Source organism: Salmonella sp. 32082101201600294FB01SM01, assembly GCF_017572865.1.
GTDB classification, from domain to species: domain Bacteria; phylum Pseudomonadota; class Gammaproteobacteria; order Enterobacterales; family Enterobacteriaceae; genus Salmonella; species Salmonella enterica.
This window is the reverse complement of sequence record NZ_JAGESB010000005.1, coordinates 312,631-329,277: the sequence shown is the minus strand read 5'-3', so window position 1 is coordinate 329,277 and position 16,647 is coordinate 312,631. Positions and strand designations below refer to the sequence as shown.

Below are 16,647 nucleotides of genomic sequence, written 5' to 3'. Positions count from 1 at the left end.
TCCGGATAAAAGCCGCTGAAGATCAGCGGCTCTGTTGTTACCTGAATCAAAAACTGTATTTAACCCCCAGTAGGCCTTGGGTATTACTATAGCCCTGGTCACCTACCTGTTGCGCCACGTTACCCCATACGTTCAGGCGCGGGGTAATTTGTCCTTCAATACCCACTTTCAGTTCACCAATATTTTTCGTACCACGCATATCGCTGCTGACATCGTCCATCTTCACGCTGGCAGGCTGCGTATTATGGATCCAGTTCGCTTCCACGAATGGCTGGAACTCTCGAGATTTATCGTTATCAATAGCGTTGTGGCCGTTAATATAGGCTTTTACGCCCATGCGGGTTAGCAGATTACCGGCGGTATCATCCTTGACGAGGGTACCATTGGCTTCGCGATGGTCGTCAGCCTGCACGCCCATCCATACCACCTGCGCTTTGGGTTGCAACCAGTAGCTTTGATGCGCGCTTTCACCTAACCTGAAGCTGTAACCGGCTTCAACCGAGGCGGTAATTCCTTTGGATTTATATTTCTCAGCGGCCTGATCCTGACCCATCACCTTGTTATCAAACCAGTTGTACAGCATCCAGGTATCCACATAAGCCCCAGACCGATCAATATTGTTAGCATACCAGGTGCCATAAAGGCCGACGCTGTAACCGGTGACTTGACCACGGGAATGATAGTCACTCACGGACGACTGCGTGCGGTTCTGGCTGTTGGCATAACCTGCCATTGCACCAATATGCCAACGGTCAAGACCGTCAGTGCTCCACTGTGCCAGATCGCCTCCCACTTGTAACACATAGCTGTTGATGCGGGTTTTTAGCTGCCCGCTGCCATCGTTGAAGCGAGTATGGGCGCCGACGTTACGCATCCACAGGCTGGTGACCTTCTTCTCACCCGTCAGCATGTCGGTGTACTGGGTTTCACCCAGACGGTCATGGAGACGCGTCATGAACAGCGTATTTGCCGCATAGTTGTTGGCAAGATAGCTGCCCACTTCCGGACGGAACTGATGTTCTGTTATCGGCGGTGTGTCAGATTGCCCTATGTCAGGAATGACCGGATCAGGGATGACCGGGTCTACTGGCTCAGGGTCTACTGGATCAGGGTCCACCGGATCGGGAATAACAGGGTCAGGGATAACCGGGTCTACTGGATCAGGGTCTACCGGATCGGGAATAACAGGGTCTACCGGATCGGGAATAATCGGTTCGTCCGGCTCAATGTAGCTGGTCAGATACCAGTTTTTACCTTTCTGCACCACGTTGTAGTCATAGGCTCCGGCAACAATACGGCTTGCTTTTTCGAAAGTACCGTTAGAATTGCCAGCAACGTTAACAATTTCAATACCTTCAATGGTTTGCGCCCCGGCTCCTCCAATATTATTTACTGCAACAAATGTGTTGCCTGAAGTATTGCCGAGAACCTGCAGCCTGTCCGTTTCGGAATCATCATCGTTGAGCACAGTATTAAAGACCAGCTTACCGCCGTTGCCTACATAATCTTCATTGATGGTGAGCGTTTGCCATGGCTCGCCATCTTCATGGCTGAAGTTAATGATTGCGCCACTATTCAGCGTCAGGTCAGTGAGCGTTGAGCTGCTGGTCATATTCCAGGTCGCATCGCTCATTTGTACAGAGATAACGCCTGTGCCCGCCGTAGCGCTGGTGATGTACGACGCCCCGTCCCATCGCGAGTTGTCCGTCATATTGAGTTTAATCGTACTGTTCTGCTGCGGTAGCGTACCGCTGGCAGCGGTGGCGCCAGCGGCACGAATATCACCGTCGATGACGAAACGTCCTCCTGAAGAACCGTCAACAATACCGCCAGTCTCCGTGCTGATGGCGTAACTTTCGCTACTGTTATCGCCCGCCATAGTAATAGCCGCACCGCCTGCCAGATTAATGGCGCCTCGGGAGAGGGCGTATAAACCGGCAGGGGCTTTACTATAGGATGCAGCCTTACTGGCGCTGTTGACGCTAATAGTGGCATTATCTCCCAAATTAACGGTAGCGTTAGTTGCATATACCGCGTGTGCGCTGGCACCGTTCACCGTAATAGTAGCGTTGTTGCCAAGCTCGGTTCTGGAGGAGGATGCTGCGTAAATCCCCGTAGAGGATGCGCCGGAGGTTTCGATGGTTGCATCGTCACCCAGACGAATCAAAGAACCACTTTGTCCGGTACGCAGCCCCTCTGAACTGTCGCCGGTAGTAACAATATGCGCACGATTGCCGACGACAATCGTATTTTTGGCACGTGACGCATCCCTCATGGCGTTGGCTGTAATTCCACGTCCCTGGCTACCGGTAGTTTTGATATACAGATCGTCGCCGACGTAAATATTGGCCGATCCGGTCCAACCCTGGCCCAGTGAGTTATATCCGGCGTTAATACCGTCACCATCCTGACCATCCACGTAGATGCGGGTGCGGTCACCGGTAATAATAAATACCGGGTTATCCGGAGTATTCGCGCCGTGAGTACGGATGCCATCGACGTCTCTACCATTATTCGCGGCATTCGCCGACTGCGTCCGAATGGTCAGGTCGTTGCCAAAAATCACGCCCGGACTTCCCGTCCCGCTGTTTTGAATAACCGTGACAGTGTGTTCAAACGCCTCCGCGCCCGGCCCATTAAGCGTGAGGCCATTGCCATAAACCGGGATGGTGCCGGTGTTCCACTGATAAACGTAGTTGGGCATGGTACCGACTTTGGTGAAACCGGTACTGGCCTGAGCGGGAATAATAGCCTGTAATTCCGGCGGCAACTGGCTGACTAGCCCACTGGATGGCAGACTATCAACGTCGACCCAGGCCGCCTGGGAGGGAAATACCATAGAGGCTAATGCTGCTGATACCGCTATGGCGATGAATGAGTAATTTTGGGGAGTTGGCATTCTGCCTCCTGCATTATGGCGTAAAGCGTCTTCCACATCGCAATAATATGGAAATAATAAAAATGGAAACGGTTCTATAAAATATTTGATATTATTTTATGAATGCTATGCCCTAGCTTATTTTCAAGCCGCAGCTTATGCACATAAAGTTTCTTAATATCAATATTGTCAATATTTACAATCTGCTGAATACTTATTCCTGATACAAAACGCTTCAGTAATATAAATTCCGTATAGTTAAGCGTTCGTCCACGTTTACTGTTGGCAAGCCGACCGGTAAACAAGCGGTGCATCTTTTGCTGTTGCACAATATCATCGTCATCGGAATAAATAATTCCTTGTATTTTATTGCTTTTCAAAATCCAGTAATTGGCCAGCGGAGTTAAACTCCTGTCAGAAATCAGGACAATATGCATGCCACTGTCTGCCAGACTGTCAGCCCATTGCAAATCGGTAAATCGTCGAAGATTCGGGAAAGAAAAATCAACAAAGATAAAACCGCTGGATAAATGGTTGTGTCTATCAAGCAATAACTTTTCAATAAACCCTTTTTTCAGGAAAGCATTACCATCTGGCCAGATGGAAAATGCCGCATTATGACAGTATTGCACCCGTACTGCGCTGTCAGGGAATAATTGACAGGATAAATCGCAACTAATGCAATGGACAATTTGTGAAGGCTTTCTCATCATCCTGAACGACTCCCGTCGATGTTTCTATTAATATTTCATTGGTAAATAAATGTGTCAATCCAGATAATATACAGTGCTACGGCTGTCAAAAGTCGCGAATTATTGTCAGTGTCATAAACTCCTGGAAAGACCTAAAATACAGCTTTAAGGAACCATGACAGATCCGACAGTCGTAATACATCATTTCGGATTCGTATTTCACTCATTGAGATTTTTATACAGTATCTCCAATATCATAAAAAATCTTAAAACAGCACTATTTGCTAAATCATGAGGGTGATAAATAACGGTTCTCAATACCATCTGTCTGCTGCCTTCGTCACTATCGGGGTGATGTGATGAAATATAAAAGTAATTCCTGTAAACCTGTAATGAATTCTTATTATTAAAACCTAATTTAAGATTTTTTCTTTTATTGCATTGTTATTCAATGACTTAATGGTGACTTTTGTGCTCTCATCAACTTCTTATATACAAATTTAAGACTATTTTATAGAGACACATGTAAACTTTAAGAGGGTGTAATGCTAATGCCATGAGAAAATCTTGTAACTTAACGCCGGGAGTTATACCTTGCCAATAAGTTGATCTAACTTAATTCTGATCGTGACGGTCTGAGCAACCGACAGACTTATCGGTCGAAGCAACTTCAGCTTCTGGCTTCTCTTTTCAATTGTTCATCTGATGAAAACTCTTTCCCGGAGCACATTAGTGAGAAACAGAATGTGGTCAAACCTAATGTCTATAGATGTCGTCAGTCACCTCAGAAATATCCGCCTCCTGGCAGATATCTTTAACCGTTCGTCCGGCTTCGACCAACTTAATTACGGCGATGTTCTGATGCTCAGTGAGACGGGCTTTACACATAGAGATTCCTTCGTCAGCAGATCGATGACGTGATCTCTAAATGTGAATAGCACGATTATGTGGAATACGTACAAAAAATTAAATGAATCGCCACAGGTTTAACAGACACCGCAGAGTCATTTAAGATGGCTTAAAGAGAGGAGCCCATGAGCGGTAAACGTTATCCCGAAGAGTTTATAATTAAAGCGGTAAAACAGGTTATTGAGCGCGGCCATTCTGTTTCCAGCATCGCAACACGTCTTGATATTACCACCCATAGTCTTTACGCCTGGATAAAGCCGCCACATTCACGACGGCATCATGTTGACCTGAATCTGACGGGGTATATCAGGCAGTTCTGGCTGGAATCGGGCTGTGTTTATGGCTATCGCAAGATCTGTATCGATCTGCGGGATATCGGGAACAATGTGGTGTAAACAAAGCCTGGTGGTTGATGCAACGTGTGGGGATAAAGGCTCAGGTCGGATACCGAAGTCCACGGGCGCGTGGCGATTCATTTTATTGAGGTCAGAAGAGGTTAATTGGCGGAAGATCACAGGAGTCGAACCTGCCCGGGACCGCTGGCGGCCCCAACTGGATTTGAAGTCCAGCCGCCTCACCGGAGACGACGATCTTCCGCGCCTCGATTGCTACATGGAGGCGCGCGCATTATAGCTACTTCCTGGCGTTTCCACATCCCCTCCCGTGCTTTTTTAACTTCCCTTTCCTTCTGCCATGATCGGTTTCATATAAACCCCCATAAAATCCATTAGTTACATTTCATCACACTTTTTGGCGCTACCCTGATCACAGAAAACAAGAATCGTAATTTGATAACCAAATAACGGAATATTCACGCTCGCAGGGAAGGTTTACAAAAACTGTAACCGGTATCAGTGAGCGTTGTGAGCGTTAAGGATGCGTAATGAAAAGTGAAATTCTCTCCGTTAAGGAGAAGATTGGCTATGGTATGGGCGATGCCGCCAGCCACATCATCTTTGATAACGTCATGTTATATATGATGTTCTTCTATACCGATATTTTCGGCATTCCTGCTGGTTTTGTCGGCACCATGTTTTTACTGGCGCGTGCGCTTGATGCCATCTCCGACCCTTGCATGGGCCTGCTGGCCGACCGCACCCGCTCTCGCTGGGGCAAATTCCGACCCTGGGTGCTGTTTGGCGCGTTGCCGTTTGGTATCGTTTGTGTGCTGGCTTATAGCACGCCGGATCTCAGTCTGAACGGCAAAATGATTTATGCCGCCATCACCTACACGTTGCTCACCCTTCTGTACACTGTGGTCAACATCCCTTACTGCGCGTTGGGGGGTGTAATAACCAATGACCCAACGCAGCGTATCTCCCTGCAATCCTGGCGCTTTGTGCTGGCAACGGCGGGCGGAATGCTCTCTACCGTACTGATGATGCCTCTGGTGAAACTGATTGGCGGCGAGAATAAGGCGCTGGGCTTCCAGGGGGGTATCGCGGCGCTCTCGGTGGTGGCGTTCCTGATGCTGGCGTTCTGCTTCTTTACCACCAAAGAGCGCGTTGAAGCGCCTGCCACCCATACCTCCATGCGTGAAGACCTGCGTGATATCTGGCACAACGACCAGTGGCGCATAGTCGGCCTGCTCACCATCCTGAATATTCTGGCGGTATGCGTGCGCGGCGGGGCGATGATGTATTACGTCACCTGGATATTGGGCAAGCCGGGCGTGTTTGTCGCCTTCCTCACCACCTATTGCGTCGGCAACCTGATTGGCTCGGCGCTGGCAAAACCGTTGACCGACTGGAAATGCAAAGTGAGCGTTTTCTGGTGGACCAACGCTTTACTCGCAGTAATCAGCGTGGCGATGTTCTTCGTACCGATGCACGCCACGATCGCTATGTTCGTCTTTATCTTCGTGATTGGCGTGTTGCACCAGTTAGTCACGCCTATCCAGTGGGTGATGATGTCTGACACCGTCGACTATGGCGAATGGTGTAACGGCAAACGCCTGACGGGGATCAGTTTTGCCGGCACGTTGTTCGTGCTGAAACTGGGTCTTGCCCTCGGCGGGGCGCTGATTGGCTGGATGTTGGCAGGCGGCGGTTACGACGCGGCGGCGAAAACGCAAAACAGCGCCACGATCAGCATCATCATCGCTCTGTTCACTATCGTCCCGGCCATCTGTTATCTGCTGAGCGCCGCGATCGCTAAACGCTACTACACCCTGAAAAGCCCGTTCCTGAAAACCATTCTGGAACAACTGGCGCAGGGCGCACACCGTAACGAACAAGAATTTCCCCATAAAGAATTGCAGAACTAAAGGAACAGACTATGAAAATTAGCGACGGAAACTGGCTGATCCAGCCTGGCCTTAATTTGATTCACCCGGTTCAGGTGTTCGACGTTGAACAGCAGGGGAATGAGATGGTGGTCTATGCCGCGCCGCGCGATGTCCGCGAACGAACCTGGCAACTGGATACCCCGTTGTTTACCTTGCGCTTTTTCTCGCCGCAGGAAGGAGTGATAGGTGTACGGATGGAACACTTCCAGGGCGCTTTGGATAACGGCCCACATTATCCACTCAATGTCTTGCAAGATATCAACGTAGAGATGCAGAACAACGCCGAATTTGCCGAACTCAAGAGCGGCAGCCTGAGCGTGCGCGTCACCAAAGGCGAGCTCTGGTCCCTGGATTTTCTGCGCAACGGTGTACGTATCACCGGTAGCCAGTTGAAAAATAACGGCTATGTACAGGACACCAACAGCGGGCGCAACTACATGTTCGAGCGCCTGGATCTCGGCGTGGGCGAAACCGTCTACGGGCTGGGCGAGCGCTTTACCGCGCTGGTGCGTAACGGTCAGACGGTGGAGACCTGGAACCGCGACGGCGGCACCAGCACCGAGCAGTCTTACAAGAACATCCCGTTCTATATCACCAACCGTGGCTACGGTGTGCTGGTAAACCATCCGCAGTGCGTGTCGTTTGAAATTGGCTCCGAGAAAGTCTCCAAAGTCCAGTTCAGCGTTGAGAGCGAGTATCTGGAATACTTCGTCATCGACGGCCCGACCCCGAAAGACGTGCTGAACCGCTATACCCAATTTACGGGTCGTCCGGCGCTGCCGCCCGCCTGGTCGTTTGGCCTGTGGCTGACCACCTCATTTACCACCAACTACGACGAAGCGACCGTTAACAGCTTTATCGACGGTATGGCCGAGCGCAATCTACCGCTGCACGTCTTCCACTTCGACTGTTTCTGGATGAAAGCTTTTCAGTGGTGCGATTTTGAATGGGACCCGGTGACTTTCCCCGATCCGAAAGGGATGATTCGCCGCCTGAAAGCGAAAGGGCTGAAAGTCTGCGTGTGGATTAACCCCTACATCGGCCAGAAATCCCCGGTCTTCCAGGAGCTAAAAGAGAAAGGGTATTTGCTTAAACGCCCGGACGGCTCCTTGTGGCAGTGGGATAAATGGCAGCCGGGACTGGCGATTTACGACTTCACCAACCCGCAAGCCTGCGAATGGTATGCCGACAAGCTGAAGGGCCTGGTGGAGATGGGAGTGGACTGCTTCAAAACTGACTTCGGCGAACGTATTCCAACGGATGTGCAGTGGTTTGATGGTTCAGATCCACAGAAAATGCACAACCATTATGCCTACATCTACAACGAACTGGTGTGGAACGTGCTGAAAGAGACTGTCGGCGTTGAAGAGGCGGTGCTGTTCGCCCGTTCCGCCTCGGTGGGCGCGCAACAGTTCCCGGTGCACTGGGGCGGCGACTGTTACGCCAACTACGAATCGATGGCGGAAAGCCTGCGCGGCGGGCTTTCCATTGGCCTGTCAGGATTTGGCTTCTGGAGCCATGATATTGGCGGATTCGAGAATACCGCGCCGGCGCATGTCTACAAGCGTTGGTGCGCATTCGGCTTGCTCTCCAGCCACAGCCGCCTGCACGGTAGCAAATCCTACCGGGTTCCGTGGGCCTATGACGACGAGTCCTGTGACGTGGTGCGCTTCTTCACCGAACAGAAGTGCCGGATGATGCCGTATCTGTATCGGGAAGCGGCGCGCGCCAACGAAGCCGGTACGCCAATGATGCGGGCGATGATGCTGGAGTTCCCGGACGATCCGGCGTGTGATTATCTTGATCGCCAGTACATGCTGGGAGATGCGGTCATGGTAGCGCCGGTATTTAGTGAAGCGGGCGACGTGGAGTTCTATCTGCCAGAAGGCCGCTGGACGCACCTGTGGCGCAACGATGAAGTGCAGGGCAGCCGCTGGCATAAACAGCAGCATGACTTCCTGAGCCTGCCAGTGTACGTGCGTGACAATACACTACTGGCGCTGGGCAACAATAGCCAGAAGCCCGATTACGCCTGGCATGAGGGTACGGCCTTCCAGTTATTCCATCTGGATGACGGCTGCGAAGCGGTCTGCGAAGTCCCTGCTACGGATGGTTCGACAATCTTTACGCTGCAGGCGAAACGCACAGGCAATACCATTACGGTGAGCGGCGAAGGCGAGGCGCGCAACTGGACGCTGTGTCTGCGTAATATTACGCAGATTAGCGGTACCAAATGCGGCTCATATGCGGGAAGTGAACTGGGCGTAGTGGTTACCCCGCTGGGAAATGAAGTGGTGATTACGCTTTAAATCTGAATCGCCGGATGGTGCTGTGAGCTGCGCTTATCCGGCCTACAAATGAGCAAGAATCGTAAGCCCGGTAAGCGTCAGCGCCACCGGGCAAGCCCTCAATTACAGCGCTGGCTCCGTTGACGTAACTTCCCCGCCGGACACCACGCCCGCTTGCATCGTCTGCGTTATCTGCTGCTTTTGTGCGTTGACCGCGTGTAATTGCCCGTTTACCGTCGGTTTCAACGGCGCATCGGCCTGAATATTGCCGCTGGCCGTGAGCTGAATATTGCCATCGCCAGCAATCGGTAATGCCGGCCAGCCCCACTGTTGTAGCACATCCATTGGTACGCCGCGTCCGTTCAGGCTGATTTGCGTCTGACGCTGCGGCAGTTGCGATACGCTGGCAGTGGCTTCCAGTATCCCTTTTCCAGTAAACGCGCTCAGATCGCTGATGTTGACCGTGCTGGCATTAGCCGTCAACGACAGCGACGGGCGGCGCACATCCACACGGTTAAAGGTTGCCGCTGCGGCGTTGAGGGTCGCATTGCCGCTCCAGACGCCCCATTGATGATGTTGTACCAGCTCCAGGTTTGCGCCGTAGCCGTCCAGAGCGGTGATTTGCCACGGGAAGGCCGGGTCGATATCAATCACCAGATTGCGGCTGGCGCTGAATTTTTTCAGCGTCAGGCTGTTCAACCAGTCGGGCAACGGCTTCATCCATAACTGCTTCCAGTTTTCCGGCAGCGTATACTCCAGCCCGGCGATAGCGGTATCGTCCAGAATAAGCGCTTTGCTCTCGCGTAACCAGGCGCCGGAGGTTCTGACCATACCGCCTTCCCAGCGGGTGGTGAACTGGCGTAGCGCAACGCCCTGTGGTGAAAATTCGGCGTTCAGGATTGGATCGAGCAAGTGCAGCGAGCCGTAAATAAACTCGCTGGCGTTCATCGATAATTTACCTTCCTGACTTTGCCAGTCTTCTTTGCGCAGAGTCAGATTGCGCAAACTCAGGTCAAGATCGGTGACTGCCCAGTCTGGTCCTTGCAGGCTGGAGTCCGTCACTTCAAGACGACCAATCTGCAAAGATGGAACCGTAGTAAGCGGCGCGAAAAACTCGCTCAGGGATTTATCGCTTTGTAACCGAATATCATTCAGCCGCAGATTTTCAACGACCCAACTACCGTCAGCGTTACGCCGGGCGACGCCGGTTAACGCTCCGCGCGCCATATCGGCGCCGACGGTGTTTAACATCACCTGATTATGGTCGATACTGCCTTCAATAAGCACATTCGTGGCGGGAACGTCGTTTAACGTCAGCGAACCAGCGCTCAGTTGGATCTGGGCTTTATTGCCCAATACCCGACCGGCTTCGGGGCGCCAGGGCATAACGCCGCCGTTAACGCGCTGGGCGCTCAACCGCCATTCGCTGCCGGGACTATTGAGCGCCATATTGCGAAGTTGCAGGCGGTCGGCCTCAAACGGGAAAGGGGCGGTTTGCACTGAAATATTCAGCGTGCCGTCCTGTAACAGAATCGTGTCGACATGCAGCGGCGCGGTTAACTGGCGAATGCTCAGACCGATATCTACGGTTTTCGCGACCAGGGTAGCAGGCTGACCATCACGACCAAAGGTCACATTCTCCAGTAAAAGATGGGATGGGGCGGAAAAACGATGATCCATCACGTCGAATGTGAGGTGATAACCGCTGTTCTCTGATACCCAGTTGCTGATGTGATCTGCGCCCCAGCGCGTTTGCAGCAGAAAATAAAAGCCGAAAATCACCACTAAACAGGCGATCAGCACATAGAGAAGCAACCTCCCAATCAATTTCATGGTCTTCCATCCCGTGAAATGCACATAGGGGATTTATGCACGATTTGCGTGCAATCCTCAAGACAGGAATGGTGAAAGAGCGTTACAGCAGCGGCGAATCGCGTCGCCGCCGCAGGGTTTTTACGGTTTTTCCGGCGGGAGAATCAGGTTCAGCACGATAGCCGTGATGCCGCCAGCGGCAATTCCGGATGAGAGCAGATTTTTCACCCATTCCGGCGCGAACTGCAGGATCTGTGGCTGTTGCGAGACGCCAAGACCCACGGCCAGCGACAGGGCGATAATCAGAATCGCGCGGCGGTTCAGCGGCTCACGCGAGACAATACGCACCCCGGAGGCGGCAATGGTGCCGAACATCACCAACGTGGCGCCGCCGAGCACCGGTTCCGGGATATGCTGCACAAAACCGCTTACCGCCGGGAACAGGCCGAGCACAATCAGCATCAGCGCGACGACAAATCCCACATAGCGACTGGCGACGCCGGTCAACTGAATTACGCCGTTGTTCTGACCGAAACAGGAATTCGGGAACGTATTAAATACCGCTGAAACAAATGAGTTCAGGCCGTTAGCCAGTACGCCGCCCTTTAGCCGTTTCATGTACAAGGGGCCGGATACCGGCTGCTCGGAGACATCAGAGGTGGCGGTGATGTCGCCGATGGTCTCCAGCGACGTAATCATAAAGACCAGCATCAACGGCAGTAACAGGTTCCAGTCAATGCCCAGACCATAATACAGCGGGGTCGGCACCATCAGGATGTCCTGTGAGACCGGCGCGTTATTCTCAGGTAACATGCCCATAAACCAGGCCAAAAGATAGCCAGCCGCCATAGCAATAACCAAAGAAGCCACGCGCAGGTAGGGATTACGCTGCCGATTCAGCAGGATAATAATGGCCAGGACGACGCCGGCCAGCAGCAGGTTTTTCGGTGCGCCAAAGGTGTTGTCGCTCATGGCGGCATAGCCGCCGCCGATGGAGGTTAGCCCCACCTGAATCAGCGACAGGCCAATAATCATCACCACGACGCCGGAGACTAACGGCGTGATAATCCGGCGCGCCAGATGTAGAATGCGAGAAAGCACCATCTCGGTGCAGCTTGCCAGCATCAGCGTGCCGAACAGCGCCGCCATCATCGTCGGGACGTCCGCGCCGCCGGTTTTCAGCGCGGTACCGCCCATAATCAGTGGAGCGACAAAGTTAAAACTGGTTCCCTGGATGGATAACAGCCCCGATCCTACCGGCCCCCACGCTTTAATTTGAATAATAGAGGCTACGCCGGAGGCGAACAGCGACATGCTGATAATGTGCTGCGTATCCTGCGCCGGTAAACCCAACGCCTGGCAGATTAATAGCGCTGGCGTGATTACCGCGACAAACATGGCCAGCAGATGCTGACAAGCGGCAAAAAGGGTTTGAGGGAGCGGCGGGCGATCTTCAAGGCGGTAAATTAATTCGCTGTTTTGCGTCTGCGCAACCGGTTGCGCATCTGCCGGCTCGATGGCGTTAACGGACATCAGGGACATTCTCGTGGTGGAAAAGCGGTGATTTTATCTGACCAGGTGGTAAAAGCAAACGATTGCGAGCGAATATTCTTAATATTTAAAAAAGATAAATGCACCTTTTTATATAACTTTTTGCCTTTTTCTGCTTAAAATCCATGCCGAAGACTCGCAAAGAGCTAAAAAACTGACTCAGGAAATGATTTGTGCGCACATGTCACAGCGCACTACAGGAGCTTTAAATGTTTGAACTCGATACCTTATCGACCCTTGTCGCCGCCACGCTGGTGCTGCTACTGGGTCGCAAGCTGGTCCAGTCTGTCTCCTTACTGAAGAAATATACGATTCCGGAACCGGTGGCGGGGGGGTTACTGGTCGCGGTTGCGCTGCTGGTGCTGAAAAAAAGCGTCGGTTGGGAGGTCAACTTTGATATGACCCTGCGCGATCCGTTGATGCTGGCGTTTTTCGCGACGATCGGCCTTAACGCTAACCTTGCCAGCCTGCGCAAGGGGGGACGCGTTGTTGGCGTCTTCCTGGTAGTCGTGGTCGGATTACTGCTGATGCAGAATGCCATCGGTATCGGCATGGCGAGTCTGTTGGGGCTGGACCCGTTAATGGGGCTGATTGCCGGGTCAATTACGCTGTCCGGCGGACACGGTACCGGCGCGGCGTGGAGTAAACTGTTTGTCGAACGTTATGGTTTTGCCAATGCCACCGAAGTTGCGATGGCATGTGCAACCTTTGGCCTGGTGCTGGGCGGGTTGATTGGCGGCCCGGTAGCGCGTTATCTGGTGAAACACTCCACCACGCCGGATGGAATGCCTGATGATCAGGCCGTGCCGACAGCCTTTGAAAAGCCGGATGTGGGCCGTATGATCACCTCTCTGGTGCTAATCGAAACTATCGCCCTGATTGCTATCTGTCTGACCGTGGGCAAAATCGTAGCGCAGCTACTGGCGGGAACGGTGCTTGAACTGCCGGTCTTCGTTTGTGTGCTATTTGTTGGGGTGATCCTCAGCAATGGCCTGGCGCTGGTGGGTTTTTATCGCGTATTTGAGCGTGCTGTTTCGGTGCTGGGGAACGTGAGTTTGTCACTGTTCCTGGCAATGGCGCTGATGAGCCTGAAGCTGTGGGAACTGGCGTCGCTGGCGCTGCCGATGCTGGCGATTCTGGTGGTACAGACCATCTTCATGGCGCTGTACGCGATCTTCGTCACCTGGCGCATGATGGGGAAAAACTACGATGCAGCGGTGTTGGCGGCGGGTCACTGCGGTTTTGGCCTGGGCGCAACGCCGACCGCCATTGCTAATATGCAGGCGATTACCGACCGTTTTGGCCCCTCGCATATGGCGTTCCTGGTGGTGCCGATGGTCGGCGCGTTCTTTATCGATATCGTCAATGCGTTGGTAATCAAGCTGTACCTGCTGTTACCGATTTTCGCGCAATAATAGTTTGTACGGCGGCATTAAAGCCGCCGTGCTCACTAGGCGTTGGAATAACGTTCGGTTTCCGGCATCCAGCGCTCAATCAGCGCTTGTGCCTGCTGCGGATAACGTTCGTGAATATGACGGGCAATACGCTGAACTTCGGGGATCATGCCTTGATCGCGCAGCAAATTAGCTACTTTAAATTCGGCGTTACCCGTCTGGCGCGTGCCCAGTAATTCCCCCGGGCCGCGAATCTCTAAATCTTTTTGCGCAATCACAAAGCCGTCATTGCTGTCGCGCAATACCTGTAAACGCTTCTGCGCCGTTTTCGACAACGGCGATTTATAGAGCAGCACGCAGTGCGATGCGACCGCGCCACGGCCAACGCGCCCTCTGAGCTGGTGCAGCTGCGCCAGGCCCAGTCGCTCCGGGTTTTCAATAATCATCAGGCTGGCGTTAGGAACATCGACCCCCACCTCAATCACCGTAGTGGCGACCAGCAAATGCAGTTCACCCTGCTTAAAGGCCTGCATCACCGCCTGTTTTTCGGCGGGCTTCATGCGGCCGTGTACCAGGCCGATATTCAACTCCGGTAACGCCAGCTTGAGTTCCTCCCAGGTGGCTTCCGCCGCCTGCGCTTCCAGCAGATCGGACTCTTCAATCAGCGTACAGACCCAGTAGGCCTGACGGCCTTCGGTTGTGCAGGCGTTGCGCACACGATCAATGATTTCATGGCGACGGGTATCCGGAATAGCAACGGTAGTGACAGGGGTACGGCCCGGCGGTAGCTCGTCAATCACCGAGGTATCGAGATCGGCGTAGGCAGTCATCGCCAGGGTGCGCGGAATAGGCGTTGCGGTCATAATCAACTGATGCGGATGAAAGCCCTGCTGCTGGCCTTTTTCCCACAATGCCAGACGCTGGTGGACGCCAAAGCGGTGCTGCTCATCGATAATGACCAGCGCCAGCCCATTAAACTGCACCTGTTCCTGGAAGATTGCGTGGGTGCCGACAATCATCTGTACCTGACCACTGGCAATAGCCTCTTGCTGCGCCTGACGCGCTTTACCTTTTTGCTTACCCGCCAGCCAACCCACTTCAACGCCCAACGGTTCGAACCAGTTGCGGAAATTATTTGCGTGCTGTTCGGCGAGCAGTTCGGTCGGCGCCATCAACGCGACCTGCTTACCGTGGGCAATAGCGCGCAAGGCGGCAAGCGCTGCAACCAACGTTTTACCGGAACCCACGTCGCCCTGAACCAGACGCATCATCGGCACATCGAGCGCCATATCGTGTTCGATCTCTGCTACCACCCGCGCCTGCGCGCTGGTGGGTTTAAACGGCAACGACGCCAGCAGATTGTCTTTCAATATGTTGTTGGTACTTAGCGGCTGAGCGTGATAGCGCTGCGCGCCTGCGCGAAGCGCCAGCATACTGAGATTATGCGCCAGTAGCTCTTCAAGAATAAGCCGCCGCTGCGCCGGGTGTTTGCCGGTTTCTAAATCGGCGAGCTGGAGTGTCGGCGGCGGGCGATGCAAGGTACGTAGCGCCTCCGGCAGGCTCATCATACCCTGCGCCAGTTCCGGCGGCAGTAGTTCGGCAATGGCGCAGGTGTCGAGCAACTCCAGCGCCTGATCGGTAAGCTTGCGCAGTGTCGCTTGCTTCACGCCCTCGGTGGTCGGATAGACGGGGGTGAGCGTTTCCTGAAGTTCCGGCGTGCTGAGATCGCCCTGCAGGCGATATTCCGGATGGATCATCTCTGCGCCATACTTGCCGCGCTTCGCTTCCCCGTAGGCCAGCACACGTCGCCCCGTCGCCAGGCTGTTTTTCATCGCCGCGTTAAAATTGAAAAAGCGCATGGTAAGAATGCCGGAACCGTCGCTAATCTGGCAGGTCATCATCCGACGACCGCCGAAAGTGATATTGCAGTTCAGCACTTCACCTTCAACGGTGGCGTAGATGCCAGGCAGCAGTTCGCCAATGGGGTAGAGATGGGTACGGTCTTCGTAACGCAGAGGAAGATGTAATAGCAAATCCTGGACGGTATGCAGGCCAATTTTCGCCAGTTTACTGCTTTGCGCTGCGCCGACACCTGTCAGGGAATTGAGCGGAACAGCGTCTAACAAGCGGCCTGACATGGTGATTACCCTGCCGCCTGCATCGTCGCCCACCAGTCAGCATCGGCGTCGATTTCGCCCTGCTGATTGACGCGAGGATAAGGCAGACCTTTACGTTTAGCGACTTTCGCCAGCACCGGATAACCACCCTCAAACAGCAGGCGCTGCTGTTCATCTTCCGGCAACATGCTATTTTCACGCAGATACATGCCCGCGTTCTGACGCTGGCGCTGGGCTTCATAAAGAATGAGCGCGGAGGCGACGGAAACGTTCAGCGACTGTACCATGCCGATCATCGGAATGATGATGTCCCTATCCGCCAGGTCTAATGCTTCCTGAGTAATACCGGTTTTCTCCTGACCCATCAGAATACAGGTCGGGCGCGTGTAATCAATCTCGCGAAAGTCTACGGCCTTATCAGAAAGATGGGTTGCCAGAATCTGCATTCCCCGACCTTTCAAATGGGCTACCGCATCGCCAATGGTACGGTGAGTTTTCACCTGTACCCAACTGTTGCTGCCCGCCGCTGCGGAAGCCATGGTGCGCATCCGGCTACCAGGCCAGATGGCATGGACTTCATGGACGCCAACGGCATCTGCGGTACGAATGATTGCAGAAACGTTATGAGGTTTGTGGACTTGCTCCATGCAGACCGTGAGATCAGGCTGACGCCTGGCGAGCATTTCGCATATACGCGCATAACGTTTTGGATTCATAGC

Annotated in this window: 9 protein-coding genes, 1 tRNA gene and 2 pseudogenes; 4 read left to right on the top strand and 8 right to left on the bottom strand. The window is 53.2% G+C overall.

The genetic code is table 11. From position 1 onward, the window contains the following. Nucleotides 1-46 precede the first annotated feature (46 nt). The 3 genes and pseudogenes from misL to J4645_RS22320 all read right to left on the bottom strand — a co-directional run. The gene (misL, locus tag J4645_RS19740) at nt 47-2,899 is read right to left on the bottom strand and encodes an intestinal colonization autotransporter adhesin MisL (protein WP_023377057.1); all 2,853 of its coding nucleotides are present in this window, start codon (nt 2,897-2,899) and stop codon (nt 47-49) included. 74 nt (nt 2,900-2,973) lie between these two features. Next, nucleotides 2,974-3,591 carry a helix-turn-helix transcriptional regulator gene (locus J4645_RS19735; RefSeq protein WP_000984806.1) on the bottom strand — a complete coding sequence of 206 codons (618 nt, stop codon included), beginning with the start codon at nt 3,589-3,591 and terminating at the stop codon, nt 2,974-2,976. Nucleotides 3,592-4,347: 756 nt separating this feature from the next. Continuing rightward, nucleotides 4,348-4,458 (bottom strand): annotated as a pseudogene (locus J4645_RS22320) (transposase); the annotation flags it as partial. 146 nt (nt 4,459-4,604) lie between these two features. On the opposite strand from J4645_RS22320, the pseudogene J4645_RS19730 reads away from it, so the two are divergent. After that, nucleotides 4,605-4,945: pseudogene (locus J4645_RS19730) on the top strand (transposase); the annotation flags it as partial. Nucleotides 4,946-4,980: 35 nt separating this feature from the next. Here J4645_RS19730 and J4645_RS19725 read toward each other — a convergent pair. Next, nucleotides 4,981-5,075: transfer RNA gene (locus tag J4645_RS19725), tRNA-Sec, on the bottom strand. A 287-nt stretch (nt 5,076-5,362) separates the two neighbouring features. On the opposite strand from J4645_RS19725, the gene J4645_RS19720 reads away from it, so the two are divergent. Then, nucleotides 5,363-6,745 (top strand): glycoside-pentoside-hexuronide family transporter, encoded by a 1,383-nt coding sequence (locus tag J4645_RS19720; RefSeq protein ID WP_000834258.1) that lies wholly within the window; start codon nt 5,363-5,365, stop codon nt 6,743-6,745. A gap of 11 nt (nt 6,746-6,756) precedes the next feature. Beyond that, entirely contained in the window at nt 6,757-9,075 is a 2,319-nt protein-coding gene (gene yicI, locus J4645_RS19715; protein ID WP_023214558.1) for an alpha-xylosidase, read from the top strand. 102 nt (nt 9,076-9,177) lie between these two features. On the opposite strand, the gene J4645_RS19710 is transcribed toward yicI, so the two are convergent. Both J4645_RS19710 and xanP read right to left on the bottom strand, forming a co-directional pair. Then, on the bottom strand, nt 9,178-10,887 hold the full coding sequence (locus tag J4645_RS19710; protein ID WP_000766648.1) for an AsmA family protein: 1,710 nt from the start codon (nt 10,885-10,887) through the stop codon (nt 9,178-9,180). A 120-nt stretch (nt 10,888-11,007) separates the two neighbouring features. Further along, nucleotides 11,008-12,399, bottom strand: a complete 1,392-nt coding sequence (gene xanP / locus J4645_RS19705; RefSeq protein ID WP_000115428.1) for a xanthine/proton symporter XanP — start codon at nt 12,397-12,399, stop codon at nt 11,008-11,010. A 227-nt stretch (nt 12,400-12,626) separates the two neighbouring features. Between xanP and gltS the strand changes: the two genes are divergently transcribed. Beyond that, nucleotides 12,627-13,832, top strand: a complete 1,206-nt coding sequence (gltS, locus tag J4645_RS19700; RefSeq protein ID WP_000462249.1) for a sodium/glutamate symporter — start codon at nt 12,627-12,629, stop codon at nt 13,830-13,832. Between the two features lie 35 nt (nt 13,833-13,867). Here the strand turns inward: gltS and recG are convergent, their stop codons facing one another. Both recG and trmH read right to left on the bottom strand, forming a co-directional pair. Next, nucleotides 13,868-15,949 (bottom strand): ATP-dependent DNA helicase RecG, encoded by a 2,082-nt coding sequence (recG, locus tag J4645_RS19695; RefSeq protein ID WP_208209008.1) that lies wholly within the window; start codon nt 15,947-15,949, stop codon nt 13,868-13,870. A gap of 5 nt (nt 15,950-15,954) precedes the next feature. Then, nucleotides 15,955-16,644 (bottom strand): tRNA (guanosine(18)-2'-O)-methyltransferase TrmH, encoded by a 690-nt coding sequence (gene trmH, locus J4645_RS19690; RefSeq protein WP_001068436.1) that lies wholly within the window; start codon nt 16,642-16,644, stop codon nt 15,955-15,957. Nucleotides 16,645-16,647 lie beyond the last annotated feature (3 nt).